Source organism: Rahnella sp. CFA14(1/10), assembly GCF_004195095.1.
In the GTDB taxonomy this organism is placed as follows: Bacteria; Pseudomonadota; Gammaproteobacteria; order Enterobacterales; family Enterobacteriaceae; genus Rahnella; species Rahnella perminowiae.
In genome coordinates, this window is the sequence record NZ_SEWS01000007.1 from 323,854 (window position 1) to 342,541 (window position 18,688).

Annotated in this window: 15 protein-coding genes, 2 tRNA genes and 3 rRNA genes; 11 read left to right on the plus strand and 9 right to left on the minus strand. The window is 49.8% G+C overall.

Translation table 11 applies throughout. The features are described from left to right. The first annotated feature begins 106 nt into the window (after positions 1–106). From EVX52_RS16125 to EVX52_RS16160, 8 genes are all read left to right on the plus strand, one after another. Entirely contained in the window at positions 107–1,837 is a 1,731-nt protein-coding gene (locus EVX52_RS16125; protein WP_129991649.1) for a protein-disulfide reductase DsbD, read from the plus strand. Between the two features lie 43 nt (positions 1,838–1,880). Then, on the plus strand, positions 1,881–2,456 hold the full coding sequence (locus tag EVX52_RS16130; protein WP_129954208.1) for a transcriptional regulator: 576 nt from the start codon (positions 1,881–1,883) through the stop codon (positions 2,454–2,456). Between the two features lie 129 nt (positions 2,457–2,585). Continuing rightward, positions 2,586–2,661: transfer RNA gene (locus EVX52_RS16135), tRNA-Phe, on the plus strand. Between the two features lie 223 nt (positions 2,662–2,884). Next, entirely contained in the window at positions 2,885–4,045 is a 1,161-nt protein-coding gene (locus EVX52_RS16140) for a mandelate racemase/muconate lactonizing enzyme family protein (RefSeq protein WP_129991650.1), read from the plus strand. Beyond that, positions 4,038–5,354 carry an MFS transporter gene (locus EVX52_RS16145; RefSeq protein WP_129954204.1) on the plus strand — a complete coding sequence of 439 codons (1,317 nt, stop codon included), beginning with the start codon at positions 4,038–4,040 and terminating at the stop codon, positions 5,352–5,354. The genes EVX52_RS16140 and EVX52_RS16145 overlap by 8 nt, the downstream gene beginning before the upstream one ends. A 90-nt stretch (positions 5,355–5,444) precedes the next feature. Continuing rightward, positions 5,445–6,470 carry a S66 peptidase family protein gene (locus EVX52_RS16150; RefSeq protein WP_129954202.1) on the plus strand — a complete coding sequence of 342 codons (1,026 nt, stop codon included), beginning with the start codon at positions 5,445–5,447 and terminating at the stop codon, positions 6,468–6,470. Between the two features lie 249 nt (positions 6,471–6,719). Beyond that, positions 6,720–7,595, plus strand: coding sequence for a winged helix-turn-helix domain-containing protein (locus tag EVX52_RS16155; protein WP_129991658.1), 876 nt, complete (start codon positions 6,720–6,722; stop codon positions 7,593–7,595). Then, the gene (locus tag EVX52_RS16160; protein WP_129954198.1) at positions 7,585–8,142 is read left to right on the plus strand and encodes a FidL-like protein; all 558 of its coding nucleotides are present in this window, start codon (positions 7,585–7,587) and stop codon (positions 8,140–8,142) included. Before EVX52_RS16155 ends, EVX52_RS16160 begins: the two co-directional genes overlap by 11 nt. 25 nt (positions 8,143–8,167) lie before the next feature. On the opposite strand, the gene EVX52_RS16165 is transcribed toward EVX52_RS16160, so the two are convergent. From EVX52_RS16165 to EVX52_RS16185, 5 genes are all read right to left on the minus strand, one after another. Continuing rightward, the gene (locus EVX52_RS16165; RefSeq protein ID WP_129954196.1) at positions 8,168–8,440 is read right to left on the minus strand and encodes a helix-turn-helix domain-containing protein; all 273 of its coding nucleotides are present in this window, start codon (positions 8,438–8,440) and stop codon (positions 8,168–8,170) included. Positions 8,441–8,465: 25 nt separating this feature from the next. Continuing rightward, a complete protein-coding gene (locus EVX52_RS16170) occupies positions 8,466–9,437 on the minus strand; it encodes a fimbrial protein (protein ID WP_129954194.1) in 972 nt (323 codons plus the stop codon). A 9-nt stretch (positions 9,438–9,446) separates the two neighbouring features. Continuing rightward, positions 9,447–10,184, minus strand: coding sequence for a molecular chaperone (locus tag EVX52_RS16175; RefSeq protein ID WP_129954192.1), 738 nt, complete (start codon positions 10,182–10,184; stop codon positions 9,447–9,449). A 48-nt stretch (positions 10,185–10,232) separates the two neighbouring features. Further along, complete coding sequence (locus tag EVX52_RS16180; RefSeq protein WP_240783476.1) at positions 10,233–12,635, minus strand: fimbria/pilus outer membrane usher protein; 2,403 nt, start codon at positions 12,633–12,635, stop codon at positions 10,233–10,235. Positions 12,636–12,836: 201 nt separating this feature from the next. Continuing rightward, positions 12,837–13,415 carry a fimbrial protein gene (locus tag EVX52_RS16185; protein ID WP_129954190.1) on the minus strand — a complete coding sequence of 193 codons (579 nt, stop codon included), beginning with the start codon at positions 13,413–13,415 and terminating at the stop codon, positions 12,837–12,839. 506 nt (positions 13,416–13,921) lie between these two features. On the opposite strand from EVX52_RS16185, the gene acs reads away from it, so the two are divergent. The 3 genes from acs to actP are packed head-to-tail and all read left to right on the plus strand — an operon-like array spanning position 13,922 to position 17,914. Beyond that, positions 13,922–15,883 (plus strand): acetate--CoA ligase, encoded by a 1,962-nt coding sequence (gene acs, locus EVX52_RS16190; protein WP_129991651.1) that lies wholly within the window; start codon positions 13,922–13,924, stop codon positions 15,881–15,883. Between the two features lie 55 nt (positions 15,884–15,938). Next, complete coding sequence (locus EVX52_RS16195) at positions 15,939–16,250, plus strand: DUF485 domain-containing protein (RefSeq protein ID WP_129954186.1); 312 nt, start codon at positions 15,939–15,941, stop codon at positions 16,248–16,250. Between the two features lie 29 nt (positions 16,251–16,279). Then, on the plus strand, positions 16,280–17,914 hold the full coding sequence (actP, locus tag EVX52_RS16200; protein WP_205952671.1) for a cation/acetate symporter ActP: 1,635 nt from the start codon (positions 16,280–16,282) through the stop codon (positions 17,912–17,914). Positions 17,915–18,050: 136 nt separating this feature from the next. Here actP and rrf (EVX52_RS16205) read toward each other — a convergent pair. The 4 genes from rrf (EVX52_RS16205) to EVX52_RS16220 form a co-directional block, all read right to left on the minus strand. Beyond that, a 5S ribosomal RNA gene (gene rrf, locus EVX52_RS16205) occupies positions 18,051–18,166 on the minus strand. 36 nt (positions 18,167–18,202) lie between these two features. Beyond that, a tRNA-Thr gene (locus tag EVX52_RS16210) sits at positions 18,203–18,278 on the minus strand. A 49-nt stretch (positions 18,279–18,327) separates the two neighbouring features. Further along, positions 18,328–18,443, minus strand: a 5S ribosomal RNA gene (gene rrf / locus EVX52_RS16215). 137 nt (positions 18,444–18,580) lie between these two features. Next, positions 18,581–18,688: ribosomal RNA gene (locus tag EVX52_RS16220) — 23S ribosomal RNA — on the minus strand; the annotation flags it as partial.

An 18,688-nucleotide genomic window follows, 5' to 3' on the forward strand; every position in this document is an offset into this window, starting at 1 on the left:
GTATACTCACAATTCATCAACGCGCGATGGCATGACGCCGTGCGCATCTTCTGTCGATTCACTCAGTGGCTGTTCATCTGCCGCGACAAAGAGAACTGTACTCCGCATGGATCACCGCATTCTTCGAATTTTCTTCCTGCTTTGCAGCCTGTGTCTTTTGCCGTTTCAGGCGAATGCCTCTTTATTTGGCAAACCCGCCGCGGCGCAGTTTGTACCCGTCGATCAGGCATTCAGCTTTGATTTTCAGCAGCAAGGGCACGATCTCAAACTGAACTGGCAAATCCGTGACGGATACTATTTGTATCGCAGCAAAATTGAGCTGGAGCCCAAAAATGCCCGGCTGGCAGCATTCCTGATGCCAAAAGGACGTGATCATCATGATGAATTTTTCGGTGACAGCGAAGTTTATGAAAATGCCCTGAACCTGACGGTTCCGTTGCGACAGGCCAGCGCTGATGCGACTGTTCGTGTGACTTACCAGGGGTGCGCCGCCGCAGGATTCTGCTACCCGCCGGAAACCCGTGAAGTGCCGCTGAATGCCGTCGCCGAACCGACGCGTGTCATCATGCCTGCACCGGATATCGCACCGGTTATCGCGACACCCGAAAAGCTATCCACACCACTGCCGTTTTCTCCGCTGTGGGCATTGCTGATCGGCATTGGGATTGCCTTTACGCCCTGTGTTCTGCCGATGTATCCGCTGATTTCCGGCATCATACTCGGGCGTAAGCGCCCTCACAGCATGAAACGCATTTTCCTGCTGTCGCTGGTTTACGTGCAGGGCATGGCGCTGACTTACACGCTGCTCGGCATGGTCGTCGCCGCAGCCGGTTTACAGTTCCAGGCCGCGTTACAGAGCCCGTGGGTGCTGATTGTACTTTCGATGATATTCATTGCGCTGGCCTTGTCGATGTTTGGCGTCTTCAGCCTGCAATTGCCTTCTTCGGTGCAGACCCGTCTCGCGCTGTGGAGCAATGAACAAAAAGGCGGTTCACTGCCCGGCGTCTTTATTATGGGCGCACTGGCCGGACTGATTTGTTCTCCCTGCACCACCGCGCCACTCAGCGCTATCCTGCTGTATATCGCCCAGAGCGGCAATCTGCTGTCTGGTGCAGGCACGCTCTATCTCTATGCGCTGGGTATGGGTATTCCGCTTATCATCGCCACGATGTTCGGCAATAAATTGCTGCCCCGAAGCGGGCCGTGGATGCAATATGTTAAGGAAGGGTTTGGCTTTGTCATTCTGGCGCTGCCGGTATTCCTGCTCGAACGTGTGACTGGCGATGTCTGGGGGTTGCGTTTGTGGAGCCTGCTCGGCATGGCCTTCTTCGGCTGGGCATTGCTGCTCAGCCTGAAAAGTCACCTTGGGGTGGTACGCATCCTGCAAATTGTGTTTCTTGCTGCAGTACTGATCATCAGCCGGCCGTTGCAGGACTGGGCATTTGCACCCGCGGAAAATACAATGACACAGACACATGCACTCAGTTTCCAGAAAATTCATAACGTGGCGCAACTGGATACCGCCCTTCAGGGCGCGGAGGGAAAACGTGTCATGTTGGATTTATACGCCGACTGGTGCGTAGCCTGTAAAGAGTTCGAAAAGTATACCTTCCCGGCACCAGAAGTGCAGAATGAACTGTCGGACACTTTATTACTCCAGGCGGATGTCACCCAAAATTCTCCTGAGCAGAAAGCGTTACTAACTCGTCTGAATGTTCTTGGCCTGCCGACAATTATATTCTTCGGGCCGGATGGTCATGAGTTGCCACAGTCGCGGGTTACGGGTTTTATGAATGCGAAGGAATTCAGCACGCATTTGCAGAAAGCCCGCCCGTAAACGACACTACATTTTGAAGTACGCGAATTGTGAGGAGGCAAACGTGCTACGTGAACAAGTTCTCGATAAAACCCTTAATTTCCTGGAACAACGTGGCCTTGCAACATTGTCACTGGAAACTGTCGCCGAGCTGGTTGATGTTCCGCTCATCGAATTACGCCGTTTCTGGCCGGATGCCGAAGCCCTGCTTTATGACAGCCTGCGTTATCACGGTGAGCAGATTGATATCTGGCGTCGTCAGCTGATGCTGGATGAATCGCTTTCCGCGCCACAGAAATTGCTGGCTCGTTATAAGGTACTGGATGAGCAGGTACGGCAGCAGCGCTATCCGGGATGTCTGTTTATCGCAGCCTGTACGTTTTTCCCTGACAGCGATGCACCTATTCATCAGTTGGCTCAGCAGCAAAAACGAGCCTCCTACGACTACACCTTGTCGCTTTTACAGGAAATGGGCTCGGATGATGCACAAATGGTCGCTCAGCAGATGGAACTGATCCTCGAAGGGTGTCTGAGTAAACTGCTGGTGAAGCGCCAGCTAAACGATGTGGAAGTCGCACGCCGTCTGGCAGAGGATGTTCTAAATATCGCCCGCTGCCGTGAACATGGTGCACTTTCCTGACTTACCCCTTTCGCTACCCGACGATTTCATCCTTTTTGCATGAAAAGTCAGCAAACAAACGTCTTTTATGTGTTTTAGACGACAAAGCCGTTGACGGCACATGCCCGATACGGTTTAATGCGCCCCGTTGCCCGGATAGCTCAGTCGGTAGAGCAAGGGATTGAAAATCCCTGTGTCCTTGGTTCGATTCCGAGTCCGGGCACCATATTTAGAAGAACCCGCCTATGGCGGGTTTTTTGCTTTCCGCTAAACGTCAAAGTCTCACTTTCGTGACTTGCTTCTCACTTCTTTATTCATTTGCCCAAAATTCCCGATTAATCCTGCTTAAAAGTTAGGCCGACGTCCGTTAACGGCCATATTCCCGCGTTTTAGACTGTTTACTTAGGCTGATAAGTATCCTCACAGCCCTACAAAAACAGGAACATCTCATGAAAATAATCAGGATTGAGGTATTGCGCGTTGCTATCCCGTTCAGCAGCGGCAGGGAAAAAATACAAGGGACTCAGACCGAGGCTTATAACGCAGCGTCTCCCGAACTCAGCAGGATGGAAACGTTGTTGGTAAAAATCACGACTGACACAGGTCTGCACGGTTGGGGAGAAGGTTTCGGACATCTTTGTAATCCCATGACCGAAACTGCGCTGAACGATCTGGTTGGGCGTTTTTTCCTCGGCCAAACCTGCCCGCAAAGCCCGCAGGAAATTGCCGTACTGATGCAGCAGGCCGAGGTTAACTTTCATGCTTTCGGGCGAACCGGTCCCGTGATATTTGCCCTTTCCGCTGTTGATATTGCGCTGTGGGATTTACTGGCGAAATGGCGGGAACAGCCGCTTTGGCAAATGCTGGGCGCAAAACGTCAAAAAATCGGCATTTATGCCAGCCTGGTCAGTTATGGTAACCATCCTGAACGGGTAGCGGCAAAAGTGCTGAGTACTTATCGGGCGGGATTCCGCGCCATTAAGCTGCATGAAACGGCTTATCCGGCCATTGCCGCTGCCAGAGAAATATTACCTGCAGATGCTGAACTGATGATCGATGTGAACTGCCCCTGGACCGTGGAGGAGGCAGTGAAAAAGGCACAGGCTTTGCTGTCTCTTAATCTGGGCTGGCTGGAAGAGCCGGTCTGGCCACCGGATGATTTAGCCGGCCTGGCGGAAGTTCGAAAACAAGGAACGCGTATTGCTGCTGGCGAGAATGCAGCAGGCGTGCAAGGCTTCGCCGAACATTTCGAACGCGGCGCAATCGATATCGCACAGCCCAGTGTCAGTAAAGTCGGCGGTATCACTGCCATGTTGAAAGTATTTACTCTGGCTGAGCAATACCAAATCCGGGTTGTGCCGCACTGTTTTTATTATGGTGCCGGCCTGATGGCCACAGCCCAACTGGTCGCTATGCTCGATGACAGTGTAAGCCTGGAAGTGCCTTACATACAGTGGCAAGACGCGCTTTATTCACAACTGAATTTCGAACCCTATATGCGGTTGCCGGACATACCGGGGCTGGGCTTTGAGCCGTCACTTTCCGTCATCAAGAAGTATCTCATCAGCTCGAAAACCCTTTCTCTGACTGCCGGAGCCGCTCATGCGTAAATCCAATTATCGTGTCGTGATCGCCCTGTTACTGTTCTTTGCCGGCATGCTCAATTATCTGGACCGCGCAGCGCTATCGGTAATGGCCCCCCTGATCAAGGGTGACCTGCACATCAATGATGCTCAAATGGGGATTTTGTTCAGCGCCTTCTTTATCGGCTACTGCCTGTTTTGCTTTATTGGCGGGTGGAGTGCAGACAAATTTGGTCCGCGCAAAGTCTTCGCCTTCGCTGCCGCATTCTGGTCAATATTTTGCGGTGCAACCGCGCTGGTGAACAGTTTCGCGCATTTGCTGGTCGTGCGCGTCATGTTTGGTATCGGCGAAGGCCCGATGGGGACCACCACCAACAAGTCGATTTCTAACTGGTTTCCGCGCAAAGAAGTGGGCCGCGCGGTCGGTTTTACCAACGCGGGTCAACCGTTGGGGGCGGCCATCGCCGCGCCGATTGTCGGGCTGGTCGGTCTGCATTTTGGCTGGCGTATTGCCTTCGTGGTGATTGCCGCGCTGGGCTTTGTCTGGCTTGCAGCGTGGATGACTTTTTTTCGTGATAAACCAGAACAGCATCCGCAAGTATCAGAGGAGGAAAAACGTCTGATTACCCGTGATCGCCCCGCAACACCGATCACCAACGATATCAGAGAAAAAGATGCACACAGCCTGTGGTATTACGTATTTTCCAAACCGGTGCTGGGTGTGGCTGCGGCCTTTTTCTGTTTCAACTATATCCAGTATTTCTTCCTGTCATGGCTACCAAGCTATCTCACTGATTTCCAGCATCTCGATATTAAGAGCATGAGTATTATCGGTATTTTGCCCTGGCTGGGTGCAACCGCGGGTTTCATCGGGGGCGGGATCGTCGCCGATATTCTTTTCCGACGTAGCGGGAATTTTCTCTTCTCACGTAAAGCGGTGATTTTCGCAGGTCTGATTGTGGCTGCCGGTTGTGTGCTGATGACGGCTTATACCCGCAACACCGCAGGCGCCGTAGCGCTGATTACAGTCGCCAGTATTTTTGCTTATATGACGCCACAGGCATGCTGGTCATTGTTGCAGGATATCGTTCCGGCGCACCGTATCGGAACGGCGGGCGGTTTTGTGCATTTACTGGCGAATCTGGCCGGGATTTTATCCCCGAGTATCACCGGATTTTTAATCCAGTACGGCGGGGGTTATCAGACAGCCTTCATCCTCTCAAGCGGTCTGGCGATCGTTGGAGTGATTGCAATGGCTATTCTGGTACGCCAGAGCAAAGTGACGGAATTATTTGGCAAAAAAGCACCGCCGGAAGAAATCGCAACCGGTCATTAATCCTCCGGTTTTATCCTGTATGCCCTGTTCAACCTGCAATTGAATTGATACATTGCGGGTTGAACATTGAGCAGATTTATAGGATGTAAAATGCTTTCGTCAGAACTTACGCTGTTCCCCCCTGCATTAAAAGCCGGCGACACTATTGGTTTTTTCTCTGCCTCATCACCGGTGACTGCCACCGCGCCCAACCGTTATTTGCGCGGGAAGAAATTCCTTGAAGACAAAGGATTTGTGCTGAAAGCGGGCACAATGACCGGCCAATATGATCACTATCGTTCCGGCTCCATTCAGGCTCGCGCTGAAGAACTGAATCAGTTGATCCGTGATCCGCAGGTGCGTTGTGTGATGTCGACAATTGGCGGTAACAACACAAACTCCCTTTTACCTTATCTGGATTATGATGCGCTGCGTGCCGACCCGAAAATCATCATTGGTTATTCCGACACGACTGCTTTGCTGGCCGGAATTTATGCGCAAACCGGGTTAATCACCTTTTACGGCCCGGCGCTGGTGGCTTCTTTTGGCGAATTCCCGCCACTGGTTAACGAAACCTACGCGTCTTTTTCGGACATTCTGATGACGCACCACTCAGAGCCTTACCGTTATGCTTTACCGCAGCACTGGACGGACGAAAAGCTCAACTGGAATGATGTCATACCGGTCAGGGCAAAAACGTTATACGCCAATACCTGCCGTTTCCTGGGCAAAGGCCGTATTGAGGGGCGTGTCATCGGGGGTAATCTGAATACGATGTCGGGCATCTGGGGCAGCCCTTATATGCCTGAAATCCGTCAGGGCGATATTTTATTTATCGAAGACAGCCTGCATGATATCGCTACCGTTGAACGCTCTTTTTCTATGCTGAAACTGAACGGGATTTTCGACCGTGTAAGTGCCATTCTGCTCGGTAAACATGAACTGTTCGATGATGCAGGATCTGCAAGGCAACCTGCTGACGTACTGCTGGAAGTGCTTAACGGGCAAGATATTCCGCTGGTTGATGGCTTCGACTGCTGTCATACCCATCCGATGTTAACGCTTCCGCTGGGAGCCCGTATCTCTGTTGACTTCGCTGAGCGACACATTGACATTGTTAGCCAGTATCTGCGGTAATTATAAAAAAATCACGTACTACTAAAAATCTGTAGGTGATTTATATTCCTTCGCCCTGTGCCTCCTACCCTCAGATGACACACCATTGCTCTGTAAACATTTACGACAGAAATCTGTTTTTAGAATTGAACGGTTTATACTGGCTGCCCTGTCGCGTGGGATATAAATGAAACATATGCGCAGGGCACACATTGTTCTCATTACATGAACATGTGTGTGAGCAGGATATTCTCAATAGGGAGGCGTAAAATACACATGAATTATCTGATTGAAAATCATATAGTCTTCAACCCTGAAGATAACTCACTTTCATTACCGGGTGATTCAGAAAACCAGATTGCCGTTTCTAACCCTGCTCGCAGAATATTATTATTGTTAATAGAACAGCAGGGTATTGTTGTAGAGCGTGAGATTTTTTTCAAAAAAGTTTGGGAAGACTATGGACTGACAGCAAGTAATAACAATCTTAACCATTGCATCAGTAAATTACGCAAAGCGATGGTGACATTAGGTTATCCTGACGAATTCATCGTTACCGTTCCTAAGGTTGGCTTTACTATTCGCAAAGAAATCATTATTGAACCATATTTCACACATGACCTTTCTCCGGAACCCGTTCATAACAGGGAGTTCAAAACAGCGCCGGAAGTTGGGCTGACAGAAGCGATGCCGGAGGGAGAAATCAGCGTGCCGGCAGTACTGCCCCTAACGGTAAAAAAAGAATCCGACAAGCCTAAAAAGAAGCTCCGCCATGATCTGATGATAAGCCTCCTGGTGACGACAGCCCTGACTCTGAGTGCATTTCTCATTCTGTACTATGAAGTGCGTGATCCGAAAACGGAGCTGAAAGTTGCCAAAATAGGTGTCTGTGATTTGTATTCAACTGTGCCTGTAATTGTATCCCGCAAGCTCGAGTTTATTCAGCTGGCAGAGAGTTTTCTGCATAAAAATAATATTAAATGTAAACCGGGGAACATTTTCATTTTTCAAAGCGAGCGTTTTACTTCGCCTGTCAATACGGGTTCAGTCCGGGATTTCATGGCGCAGTGCATTACAGACGATAATCACAAGGCTGACATTTGCATAAGCTATTATACAAATGACAGGACCACGCATGACCAGTGATAAAAAATTCAACATCCGGGAAAATAAGATTATTATCCTGCCTTTACTTCCTGCAATCGTAATATTGATTTTAATCTTACAAGGTTATTGGGTGAAGAATGACAGGAAGGTATTTCCGGTTAACATCCCGTGTCGTGGAAATATGATTGTAGAAGCACAATATGATAATCAGAGAGCCAAAATGGTAACGACTCTCTACTTCAGTTTTCTTGACGGACACAAAATTTTAGTTTCACTGAGTGGAACAGGTTATTTATATGACAAACAAGGGAATATTACACAACGAAAAACACTGCTGAGGAATATTTATTATGACTACATTCACGAAGGCAAATCCTCCGGCACATATTCGCTCACCAGTACCCAGATAAATATCGACAGTGTAGACAATATGGACTGGAAAATGTCGTCTCTTCTGCTGATGAACAGTTTTTTTCTGACCGGCCACACTGATACACTGGCACTGAAGAAATATGACGATAACACCCTGTTGATTGAAAGCAATCAGTCTCCGGTTACGCTGTGCGTCTTCAAAAAAGGTATTTAAATACAACCTGATGCCAGCACGTCATCTATTTATAGTAAAGGTACAGTTGAAACCCGCAGGCCTGCGCATAACGAGACAAGGTGCAAAAACTGGCCTGCGCCGGCCGCTTTTCAAGGCGGGTAATGGCGGGTGGCGTGACGCCAAGCCGCCTGGCCAGCTCTGTTTTACTCAGCCCTGCATCTTCACGCAGTGTTTGCAGCAAGGCGTGAATTTGAGTTTCTGCGATAAGTTCCGGCGCCTGAGCCGAATAAACCGGTTCCTCGAGTGCCTGCGCCCGCAATTTTGCCGTTCTTAGCATATCGTTCTCCCTTTTTAAGCTGGCGTCAGTAATAGTTGATCTTGACGATCACCGACGCATCAAACTGCCCGAGAGAAAGTGTTTTTCCCGGGATCGCACTCAGTTTTGCTGTAAAGTTTTTAGTCACTTCATTCACATTGTTTAGTTCCGCAAAGTTATCGTAGCGGTTGAACGTGATGGCCTTATCCTGGTCGTTGTAGAGCATCAGCTTCGCGCCATTGGCGAGGTCAATTGCCGTGTTATCCAGCAACGGGCTGGCGGTAGAAAATTCCGCCTGCAGTGAGAAGTTATCCAGGCACCCTTGTTTTACCGCTTTAATAGCAAACGGCAGTGAAACGCCGGACGATCGGGACAACGTTGTACTTTGAATTGCACCGAAATCGACAATCTGTGACTCAGGATAAACTTTCAGATCAGAGCCACAGGCCAGAAAACGGATCCCCTGTAAACCCGATAAGTTGTATTTGAGGTTTTTTGCACCCGGCGTTTTGTTGATACCGCGGCTGCCATCGAGCTGGAATACCGTGAACTGATCAGCTCCCTGATAATGCCCGCCGGAAGGCGCATTCCCGCTGACTTTGATATACAAACGGAATGTGACATTCACCGTCACATTCTGCCCTTTCTTGATGGGTGTGCTGTTGGTGCTCAGTCGCTGTTCGTTCTGCTCCAGATCCTGCCCGTTATAACTGACACCAAGCAGTAACCCCTCGCCAATCGACTGGGATTTAGGATTAAAGTAGAAGTGTACGACGTCGATGATCGAGCCCAGCACATTGTCGCAATAGGCCGTGACATTGATGTCATTGGATTCCCAGACTTTCGTTCCTGGCGGCACGTTGGCCGGGATCGCCAATTGCCCGACAGGAATGGCCGGTTTGTCGACTATTCCGCTACCTTTCTCGACACAATCGAGCGCCAGCACGCTACGGGAAAAAAATAACAGCAGCAGGAGCAATATCATCCGGCCTGCCTGAAATCTGCAAATACCAGCCATCACCACTCCTTAATGTTTCGCGTCTTTGCTGATGCGCTGACATTGTTGGGTCTGGCAGCGGTACTCATTTACCTGCAATCCGCCGTAATCATCCATGTAACCCAGGCTGTATTGCTGGCTAACATACTGACCACCAATAAGATTTTCCGTGGAAAGCGGTGCCAGCATTACACTGTCAAAACCGGGAATATTGCCTTTGTTATCTTTGCCCAGATAGCCAACGGTGATATAAAACGGCGTCGGATTGGTCAGTTTTAATCCGTCACTGAGACGGCTAACCTGCAGTTGCTCCTGCCAGTTGCCTTTCACCAGACTTCTTATTTCCGCCGGACGGAAAAACAGCTTCACCCGACTTTGGATCGCCACCTGCATCACGTTTGCCATATCACTTTTTGGCGGCACTTCACGCACGTTAAAGTAAAAAAGGGATTCGCGATCTTTCGGCAGACCGGCGGTTTCAGGTAACTGCAGAATGCGGATCTGGCTTTTCTGACCTGCATCAATACGCTGCATTGGCGGTAACGCCACCAGCGGCGAAGTGATTTTTTCGCCTTGTGCATTCTCCAGCCAGACCTGCGCCAGATACGGTAAATCTTTGCTTTGGTTTTCCAGCATTACGCTGACGGATTTATCACTGGCGTTATAAATGATGCGCGTCCGGTCCAGATTAACGGCAGCAAAAACCGGATAAGCGGCCCCCGTCATCAGCAGTAATGTTGCCCAAAACCGTAATAAATGCTTGTTCATCCTGTTATTCCTTCCCTGAGCTGTTTGGGTGAAATTGTTGTTCAAAGATTAAGTGCATGGCAGCAATACCTGCCCTGAGCGGGTAACGGGCTGCGGCAGTACCTGAATCTGACACTGCTGTTCGTCTCCCCAGTGGACGGTCAAAGATTTCTCTCCTGAGACCCCGGCCAGATAAGCCAGACCGCCGTCGCCGACAAGCCCCGCCTCAAAACCTGAACTGTTGTCCGTTACGGCAGCGCCCAGCGGCGGGTAACTGCCATCTTTAAGGCGGATCACTGCCATCAGCCGTTCGCCCTTAATGGCGCGGATTTTGCGAAAGCCTATTGCACCTTCCGTCAGGGTTTTGCTGACCACCGAGTTGTAAACTTCCACGTCGTCCGGCAAGTGGTTCACATCAACACGGATATCGGAGGTCTGGTAGCTGGACACGCCGTTCACGACTGCAATACCGTAATCGTTGGTGACTGACGCACCGTCGCTGATCGGAATGCCTTTTACGCCAGCCGACACCATCATGCGTGGCTCGCTGCCTGCGCTGCTCTGATGCAATGCTGCACCCGCAGCCGTCGCGGTAAACGAGCCATACCAGTTGGCGTTCACCGAGCGGTAATCGTTATTTTTCACGCTGCCGTTCGCGCCAAACTGGCCGTACGGCGACATGTGCTGGTAGTTGGCGCGGAACACGCCGTTGCCTTTTTGCAGATCCGGGCTGCTCCCGCCCGCGCCCACACGCCAGCTATTGTTCGGATCCTGGCTGTTGTAATACGACGCCGTTTGCGAGAAACCACTTTGCGAATCCTGCTGGGCGTCGTAACTGATTTGCTGCCCTGACGACAGCGGCAAACTGAACGACAGAAACATCTGGTTCTCATCGGTATCACGGTAATTCAGCTTGCTGGCGGAAAAGGTGGCTGAGATGCCGGTAAAGCGGCCGATATCGAAAATCTTGCTGACCGATACGCTGTAATTATTACTCGCACTCTCATTCCAGTAGACTTTGTGCGTCGCCGAGAGATAGAGCGTGATGGCGGGCCAGGACAGGTACTGATTGGCCGTCACGGTGTATGTTTGTTTGTCATCGCGGGAGTAACCGTCACCATTTACCTTGTCCAGGAACTGGCTGAACGACATAAACGTTTTCTCCGAGAAGCGATATCCGGCAAACGTAATCTGACTGCCGGTCGAGTCAAACCGCTTGGAATAGTTGGCGCGGTAACTCAGTCCGGTTTGTTTCCCTGCCACCGGCACGGTTGCCGAGGAACGCGTAACATCAAAAGACACGGCGCCGAGTTTTTGCAAGTTTTGCCCAACACCGATGGCCTGCGCCTGATAATTCCCGGTGGTGGTGATCAGACCGCCATACAACGAGAAATCATTCAGCGCCCCCCAGGACATTTCGCCGCTGTAAAAACCCGGCTGTAAGACGTGATTGCTGCTGCCGGTGGTCGGTTTGCCCATTGCGGTTTTGAAACGTACCTGACCTTTGCGGGTCAAAAACGGAATGGTCGCGGTGGTCACCTGATAAGTCGTCACGCTGCCATTTTCTTCTTCAATTTTGACGTCCAGTGCGCCCTGTACCGCTTCGGTCAGATCCTGAACGACAAAGGGACCCGGTGACACGTTGGTCTGATAGATCACCCGCCCGTTTTGACTGATGCTCACTTTGGCATTGGTTTTGGCGATGCCCGTAACCTGCGGCGCATACCCTCGCAGCGACGGCGGCAACATACGCTGATCGCTGTTGAGCGAAACCCCGAGAAAACGGAATGAATCGAAAATATCTGAACTGAAATAGGTCTGCCCGCCGGTCAGGCGTGCGCCAATAGAAGGCAGTGCGCGGTACAAATAAGTCTGCGTCCAGGTGAACTTATCACTGGCCGGCGTGCCTGCTGTACGCGACGAAGAATATTGATAATCGGCACGGGCACGCCACGGCCCGAAGTTAAAACCGGTGGTGCCGTAACTGCTGAAACTGGTGGTGCTGTCGCCAGACTGCGGCATGTATTTGCTGCCGAGCAGATTGTAATCGAGTAATGCACCGTTGACGCCATCATCCCACTGCGAAGGCGGCACCCAGTTTTGATCATGAAAGGTCAGCCAGGCCTGCGGAATGCTGATGTTCAGCGTTTGTCTTTCCTGATCGTAACGTGCAGTGACTTCCTGCTGCTGATCGAGTGATGTGCATTTGCCGTGATGCCACAAAGTCAGTTTTTCGCGCGCGTATTTGGTGAGATCGAATTTATCTACCAGTGAAGGCGGTAAACACAGACGGCTGTTTTTCTTATCCGCAGCGGGAACATAGTGAATCACGCTTTGTTCGCCGAGCGTGCGACCATTGAGCACCACATCCAGCAGGTATTCGCCGGGCGCGATATAATCAGCAACCTGAAATCGTGAAAGATCGACATTATTGCGATCGGCAGAATCAATGAAGTTAACGTTAAATTCCACTGCGAAGCTTCTGACTGAAATAAAGCATCCCGACAGAAGAAAAATAAACCATAAGGCACTCTTCATTTCAGCCGATGTTCTATTCATCGCAAACGACATAATAAAATCACTTCTTACGAAAATAGTCATCCACACCATTCCCCGGTGCGGGCACAACCGAAAAAATAAAGGGGAGAGAACTCCCCTAAATAGCAGCGATATTTATTTGTAATTCAGCGCGTAAGTCGCCTGAGAAACGATCGTACCTGTTGAAACAGGCTGAGAGTTAGCTTCCACACGGGCGGCAAATACCAACTCATTATTCCCTGTGACCAGGTTTATATCTTTCGAGGTGTCACCCACTTTGAGCAGGTCACCGTTGGCGTCAATCAGGCGGATGCCCGCACCCTTTGCACTGCCGGTGTTAGCCAGTAATTCGGAGGCACTGCTGTCAGGCGTACCGGCAAAAGAAACGGCAACTTTGGACATCGCCGGATATTCCACTGCGCCCGCAGTCTGTGCGGTCAGATTGCAATCCTGCAAATGAATAGTGTAATTCACATTTTGAGAGTATTTATTGCCGCTTTCGAGCACCTTATTCGCAACCTGTCCCATGTTTACATTAATGTCTTCATCACCTGCTGCAATTGAGCAAGGTGCATTAATCACCGTCCCGGTAAAGTGAATACGGCCTGAACCCTGATCGGTTCCTGTCGGAGGTGTAGTATCATCCGCAAAAGCCGATACAGAAATAAAGGCAGATAAAGCGATAATCAGTGTCTTTTTTTTGGCGTTAAACATAATGAGTCCTTGAGATTTAACGGTAGCTATTAAGCGTTAAGCAGCTTTTAAGCGATATTTTTCGCTGTACCGAAGAGAGCACCCCTCTCTTGCCAGATCAATATACTGATATTTTTAATTTAACGTTATAATAATTTGTCAATTGGCAATATTAAGAATTTTAATCTCAGATTAATCTTTAAACATGAGGTTTATGAAAGGAAATTAACTCAGAAGTTAAAATATTTGATATTAAATGTTCCGTAATCGATAAGAAAATCCCCCTGTCAGAGCTCAGGTTAAGCTTTATTTAACTCTTTAATTACATTAAAAATCATTATTTTTAACCTTTCCCGCTATTTCTCTTCTCTCCAGACTTATGTGGACTGCTCCGCATGTCGGATGAATATATCCTGCTGTTTTTTCTCCGCTTGCGTGATCTGCCCCCCAGAAAACAAACAAAGCCATACCGCAAACTACACTTAACCTTTGATTGACATATCATTAACAAATTAAAGGAGAAAACCATGAGCCATGTTTATAAGCACCCTATTCCTGCCTCTGTGGCAGAGCGTACCCTGATCACACCTGAGAAATATCAGCAATATTATCAACAGTCTGTTGAGGACCCTGATGCATTTTGGGGGGAACAGGCCAAAGTACTCGACTGGATTAAACCTTTCACAAAAGTGAAAAACACTTCATTTGCGCCGGGAAATGTCGATATCCGGTGGTTTGAGGATGGCACCCTGAATCTCGCAGCCAACTGTCTGGATCGTCATTTAGCCGACAAAGGTGAGCAGACCGCATTGATTTGGGAAGGTGATGACCCAAAAGTTGAAAACAAATACGTTACCTACAAACAGCTTCATCATGATGTTTGCCAGTTCGCGAATGTCTTAAAGAGTTTGGGCATTAAAAAAGGGGATGTTGTCGCTATTTACATGCCCATGGTACCGGAAGCCGCTGTCGCGATGCTGGCCTGTGCCCGTATCGGTGCCGTACATTCCGTTATCTTCGCCGGTTTCTCCCCGGAAGCCGTTGCCGGTCGCATTATAGATTCCAACGCCAGGCTGGTCATTACCGCTGACGAAGGCCTGCGCGCCGGACGTACCATTCCACTGAAACAAAATGTGGATGATGCGCTGAAGAATCCGGCGGTTACCAGCATCACACATTCCATCATTTTCAAACGTACCGGCAAACAGGGGGAATGGAAAGAGGGGCGTGACATCTGGTGGCATGATGCGATTGAAGGCGTTTCTGCAGATTGTCCGCCCGAAGAAATGAAAGCAGAAGATCCGCTTTTCATTCTTTATACCTCCGGTTCTACGGGTAAACCGAAAGGCGTATTGCATACCACGGGAGGGTATCTGGTCTATGCCGCCCTGACGTTCAAATACACCTTTGACTACCATGACGGCGACATCTACTGGTGTACGGCCGATGTCGGCTGGGTAACGGGCCACAGTTATTTGCTCTACGGCCCGTTGGCATGCGGGGCCATCAGCCTGATGTTTGAAGGTGTCCCCAATTATCCGACACCAGCCCGTATGGCACAGGTAATTGATAAGCATAAGGTGAATATCCTGTATACCGCACCTACGGCGATCCGTGCACTCATGGCTGAAGGGGATAAAGCTATTGAAGGCACCCGCCGTGAGTCACTGCGGGTCATGGGGTCGGTTGGCGAACCGATTAACCCGGAAGCGTGGGAGTGGTACTACAAAACTATCGGTAACAGCCAATGCCCGATCGTCGACACCTGGTGGCAAACAGAAACCGGCGGTTTCATGATAACCCCGCTGCCGGGTGCCACTGAGCTCAAAGCAGGGTCGGCAACACGTCCGTTCTTCGGTGTTCAGCCTGCTCTGGTAGATAACGAAGGCGTTCCGCAGGAGGGGGCGTGTGAGGGTAATCTGGTGATCACTGATTCGTGGCCAGGCCAGGCACGAACTCTTTTCGGTGACCATGAGCGTTTCGAGCAGACCTATTTTTCTACATTTAAAAATATGTACTTTAGTGGTGACGGTGCGCGCCGTGACGAAGATGGTTATTACTGGATAACCGGCCGTGTTGATGACGTGCTTAATATTTCTGGCCATCGTCTTGGGACGGCTGAAATTGAGTCAGCATTAGTTTCTCATCCTAAAATCGCAGAAGCTGCCGTTGTGGGTATTCCACATAACATTAAAGGTCAGGCTATTTATGCCTACATCACACTGAATCACGGCGAAGAACCGTCACCGGAACTCTATACCGAAGTACGCAACTGGGTGCGTAAAGAGATAGGGTCCATTGCCACACCTGACATTCTTCACTGGACAGATTCGTTGCCAAAAACCCGTTCCGGCAAAATTATGCGTCGCATTCTGCGCAAAATTGCAGCCGGAGACACAAGCAATCTGGGAGATACCTCTACGCTGGCGGATCCAGGCGTAGTCGATAAATTGCTGGAAGAAAAACAATCAATGAAAGTGCCGTCATAATTTTTCACCGCCCTGGCGCGGTGAACTCTATCAATGCCTCACAGGAGTCACTGAGATGAATGATCTCATTTATCAGAGAGTTGTAAGTAATCCGCGCTTCAGGGAACTGGTGCAAAAACGCAGTCGTTTTGCCTGGCTACTGTCAGGCATCACCCTGGTTCTGTATGTCGCTTTCATTTTATTGATTGCGTTCGATCCGCAGTGGCTGGGAACACCTCTTTATGACGGTGCCACCATTACCCGTGGCATTCCCGTAGGCGTTGGGCTGATCGTTATTTCATTCGTACTGACCGGGATTTATGTCGTTCGTGCAAATGGCGAATTTGACCGTCTGACAGCAGACATTATCCGCGAGGTGCAGCCATGATGGCACGCTGCGGCACGTTTCTGTTATTGATGTTATCCCTCGTTTTCCCGTCCAGTTTATTTGCTGCGGAGGGCATCGCCGGGGAAGTTAAACGTCAGCCTCTTAACGTTGAAGCTATCGTCATGTTTGTGCTGTTTGTTGGCGCGACCTTATACATCACTTATTGGGCAGCAAAGCGTACCCGCTCTCGTCAGGACTACTATACCGCTGGCGGCCGCATCACTGGCCTGCAAAACGGTATGGCGATTGCCGGCGATTTCATGTCTGCCGCTTCTTTCCTGGGTATCTCCGCACTGGTTTATACATCAGGTTATGATGGCCTGATTTATTCCATCGGTTTCCTGATCGGCTGGCCGATTATTTTATTCCTGATTGCCGAACGCCTGCGTAACTTAGGGAAATATACCTTCGCCGATGTCGCGTCATATCGGTTGAAACAAAAACCTATCCGGCTGCTTTCAGCTTGCGGTTCGCTGGTGGTTGTCGCGCTTTATCTGATCGCACAAATGGTCGGTGCCGGTAAGTTAATCCAGCTATTGTTTGGGCTTAACTATCATGTCGCGGTGATCCTGGTAGGTATCCTGATGGTGCTCTACGTGTTGTTTGGCGGGATGCTGGCGACAACTTGGGTACAAATCATCAAAGCTATTCTGTTGCTGGCTGGCGCGACATTCATGGCGATCATGGTCATGAGATCTGTAGGCTTCAACTTCAATACGCTCTTCACTCAGGCGGTTGCTGTCCATTCTAAAGGGATTGCAATAATGAGTCCGGGAGGATTAGTTTCAGATCCGATATCTGCGCTGTCTCTGGGGCTCGCACTGATGTTTGGCACCGCCGGTTTACCGCATATCCTGATGCGTTTCTTCACCGTGAATGATGCCAAAGAAGCCAGAAAAAGCGTGTTCTACGCCACTGGTTTTATCGGCTACTTCTACATTTTGACTTTTATTATCGGTTTCGGCGCTATCGTCCTGGTCAGCTCAAACCCGGCGTTTAAAGACGCCAGCGGCATATTACTCGGCGGCAATAATATGGCTGCCGTGCATTTAGCGGATGCGGTCGGTGGGAGCTTCTTCCTCGGCTTTATCTCTGCCGTGGCTTTTGCAACGATCTTAGCGGTTGTCGCAGGCTTAACGTTGGCAGGTGCTTCAGCCGTATCTCATGATCTGTATGCCAGTGTCATCAAAGACGGTAAAGCGACAGAACGGGATGAGTTAAGGGTTTCGAAAATCACCGTTTTCCTACTGGGTATTGTTGCTATTGCATTGGGCATTCTTTTTGAAAAACAGAACATTGCCTTCATGGTAGGATTAGCTTTCTCTATTGCTGCTAGCTGCAATTTCCCCATTATTCTGCTCTCGATGTACTGGTCTAAGCTGACAACGCGGGGGGCTATGATAGGTGGATGGCTCGGATTGCTTACGGCAGTCATACTAATGATTCTCGGGCCCACAATCTGGGTTCAGATCTTAGGGCATACCAAGCCGATTTATCCTTACGAATACCCTGCGCTGTTCTCAATGATTGTTGCTTTTGTTGGTACCTGGTTCTTCTCAATTACAGACAATTCACTTGAAGGACAGAAAGAGAGAGAACGCTTCTATCCTCAATTTGTGCGGTCCCAAACTGGTATCGGGATTTCCCAAAGTTCAAATCACTAATGTATAAGCGCAGAAATAAGAAAAGCCAATCCTGAGGGATTGGCTTTTTTGAATATCGCATCTTTAATCAAAGGCTTATCAAACGCAGAAAAGACAAAAGCCCTGCACATTGTGCAGGGCTTTTGTCTTATTTGATGCCTGGCAGTTCCCTACTCTCGCATGGGGAGACCCCACACTACCATCGGCGCTACGGCGTTTCACTTCTGAGTTCGGCATGGGGTCAGGTGGGACCACCGCGCTAGTGCCGCCAGGCAAATTCTGTAATTTACCGAACTCTACGCTTATTACTGGTGCTGATACCCAGAGTCGAACTGGGGACCTCACCCTTACCAAGGGTGCGCTCTACCAACTGAGCCATATCAGCACGCTTATTCTTATAACAGTTTACTTAAAGCAAACTTTACAAATTTGATGCCTGGCAGTTCCCTACTCTCGCATGGGGAGACCCCACACTACCATCGGCGCTACGGCGTTTCACTTCTGAGTTCGGCATGGGGTCAGGTGGGACCACCGCGCTAGTGCCGCCAGGCAAATTCTGTTTCATCCGTACCGCAGCGCATCAGGGTTTCTCACCCCGCGCCGCCATACGAACCAATCTAGGAACATTCCGCTGAAAATCTACTCTCTCGAACCTGTCTCTCAAATCAAAAACACCTTTGGTGTTGTAAGGTTAAGCCTCTCGGGTCATTAGTACTGGTTAGCTCAATGCATCGCTGCACTTACACACCCAGCCTATCAACGTCTTAGTCTTAAACGTCCCTTCAGGTGGCTTAA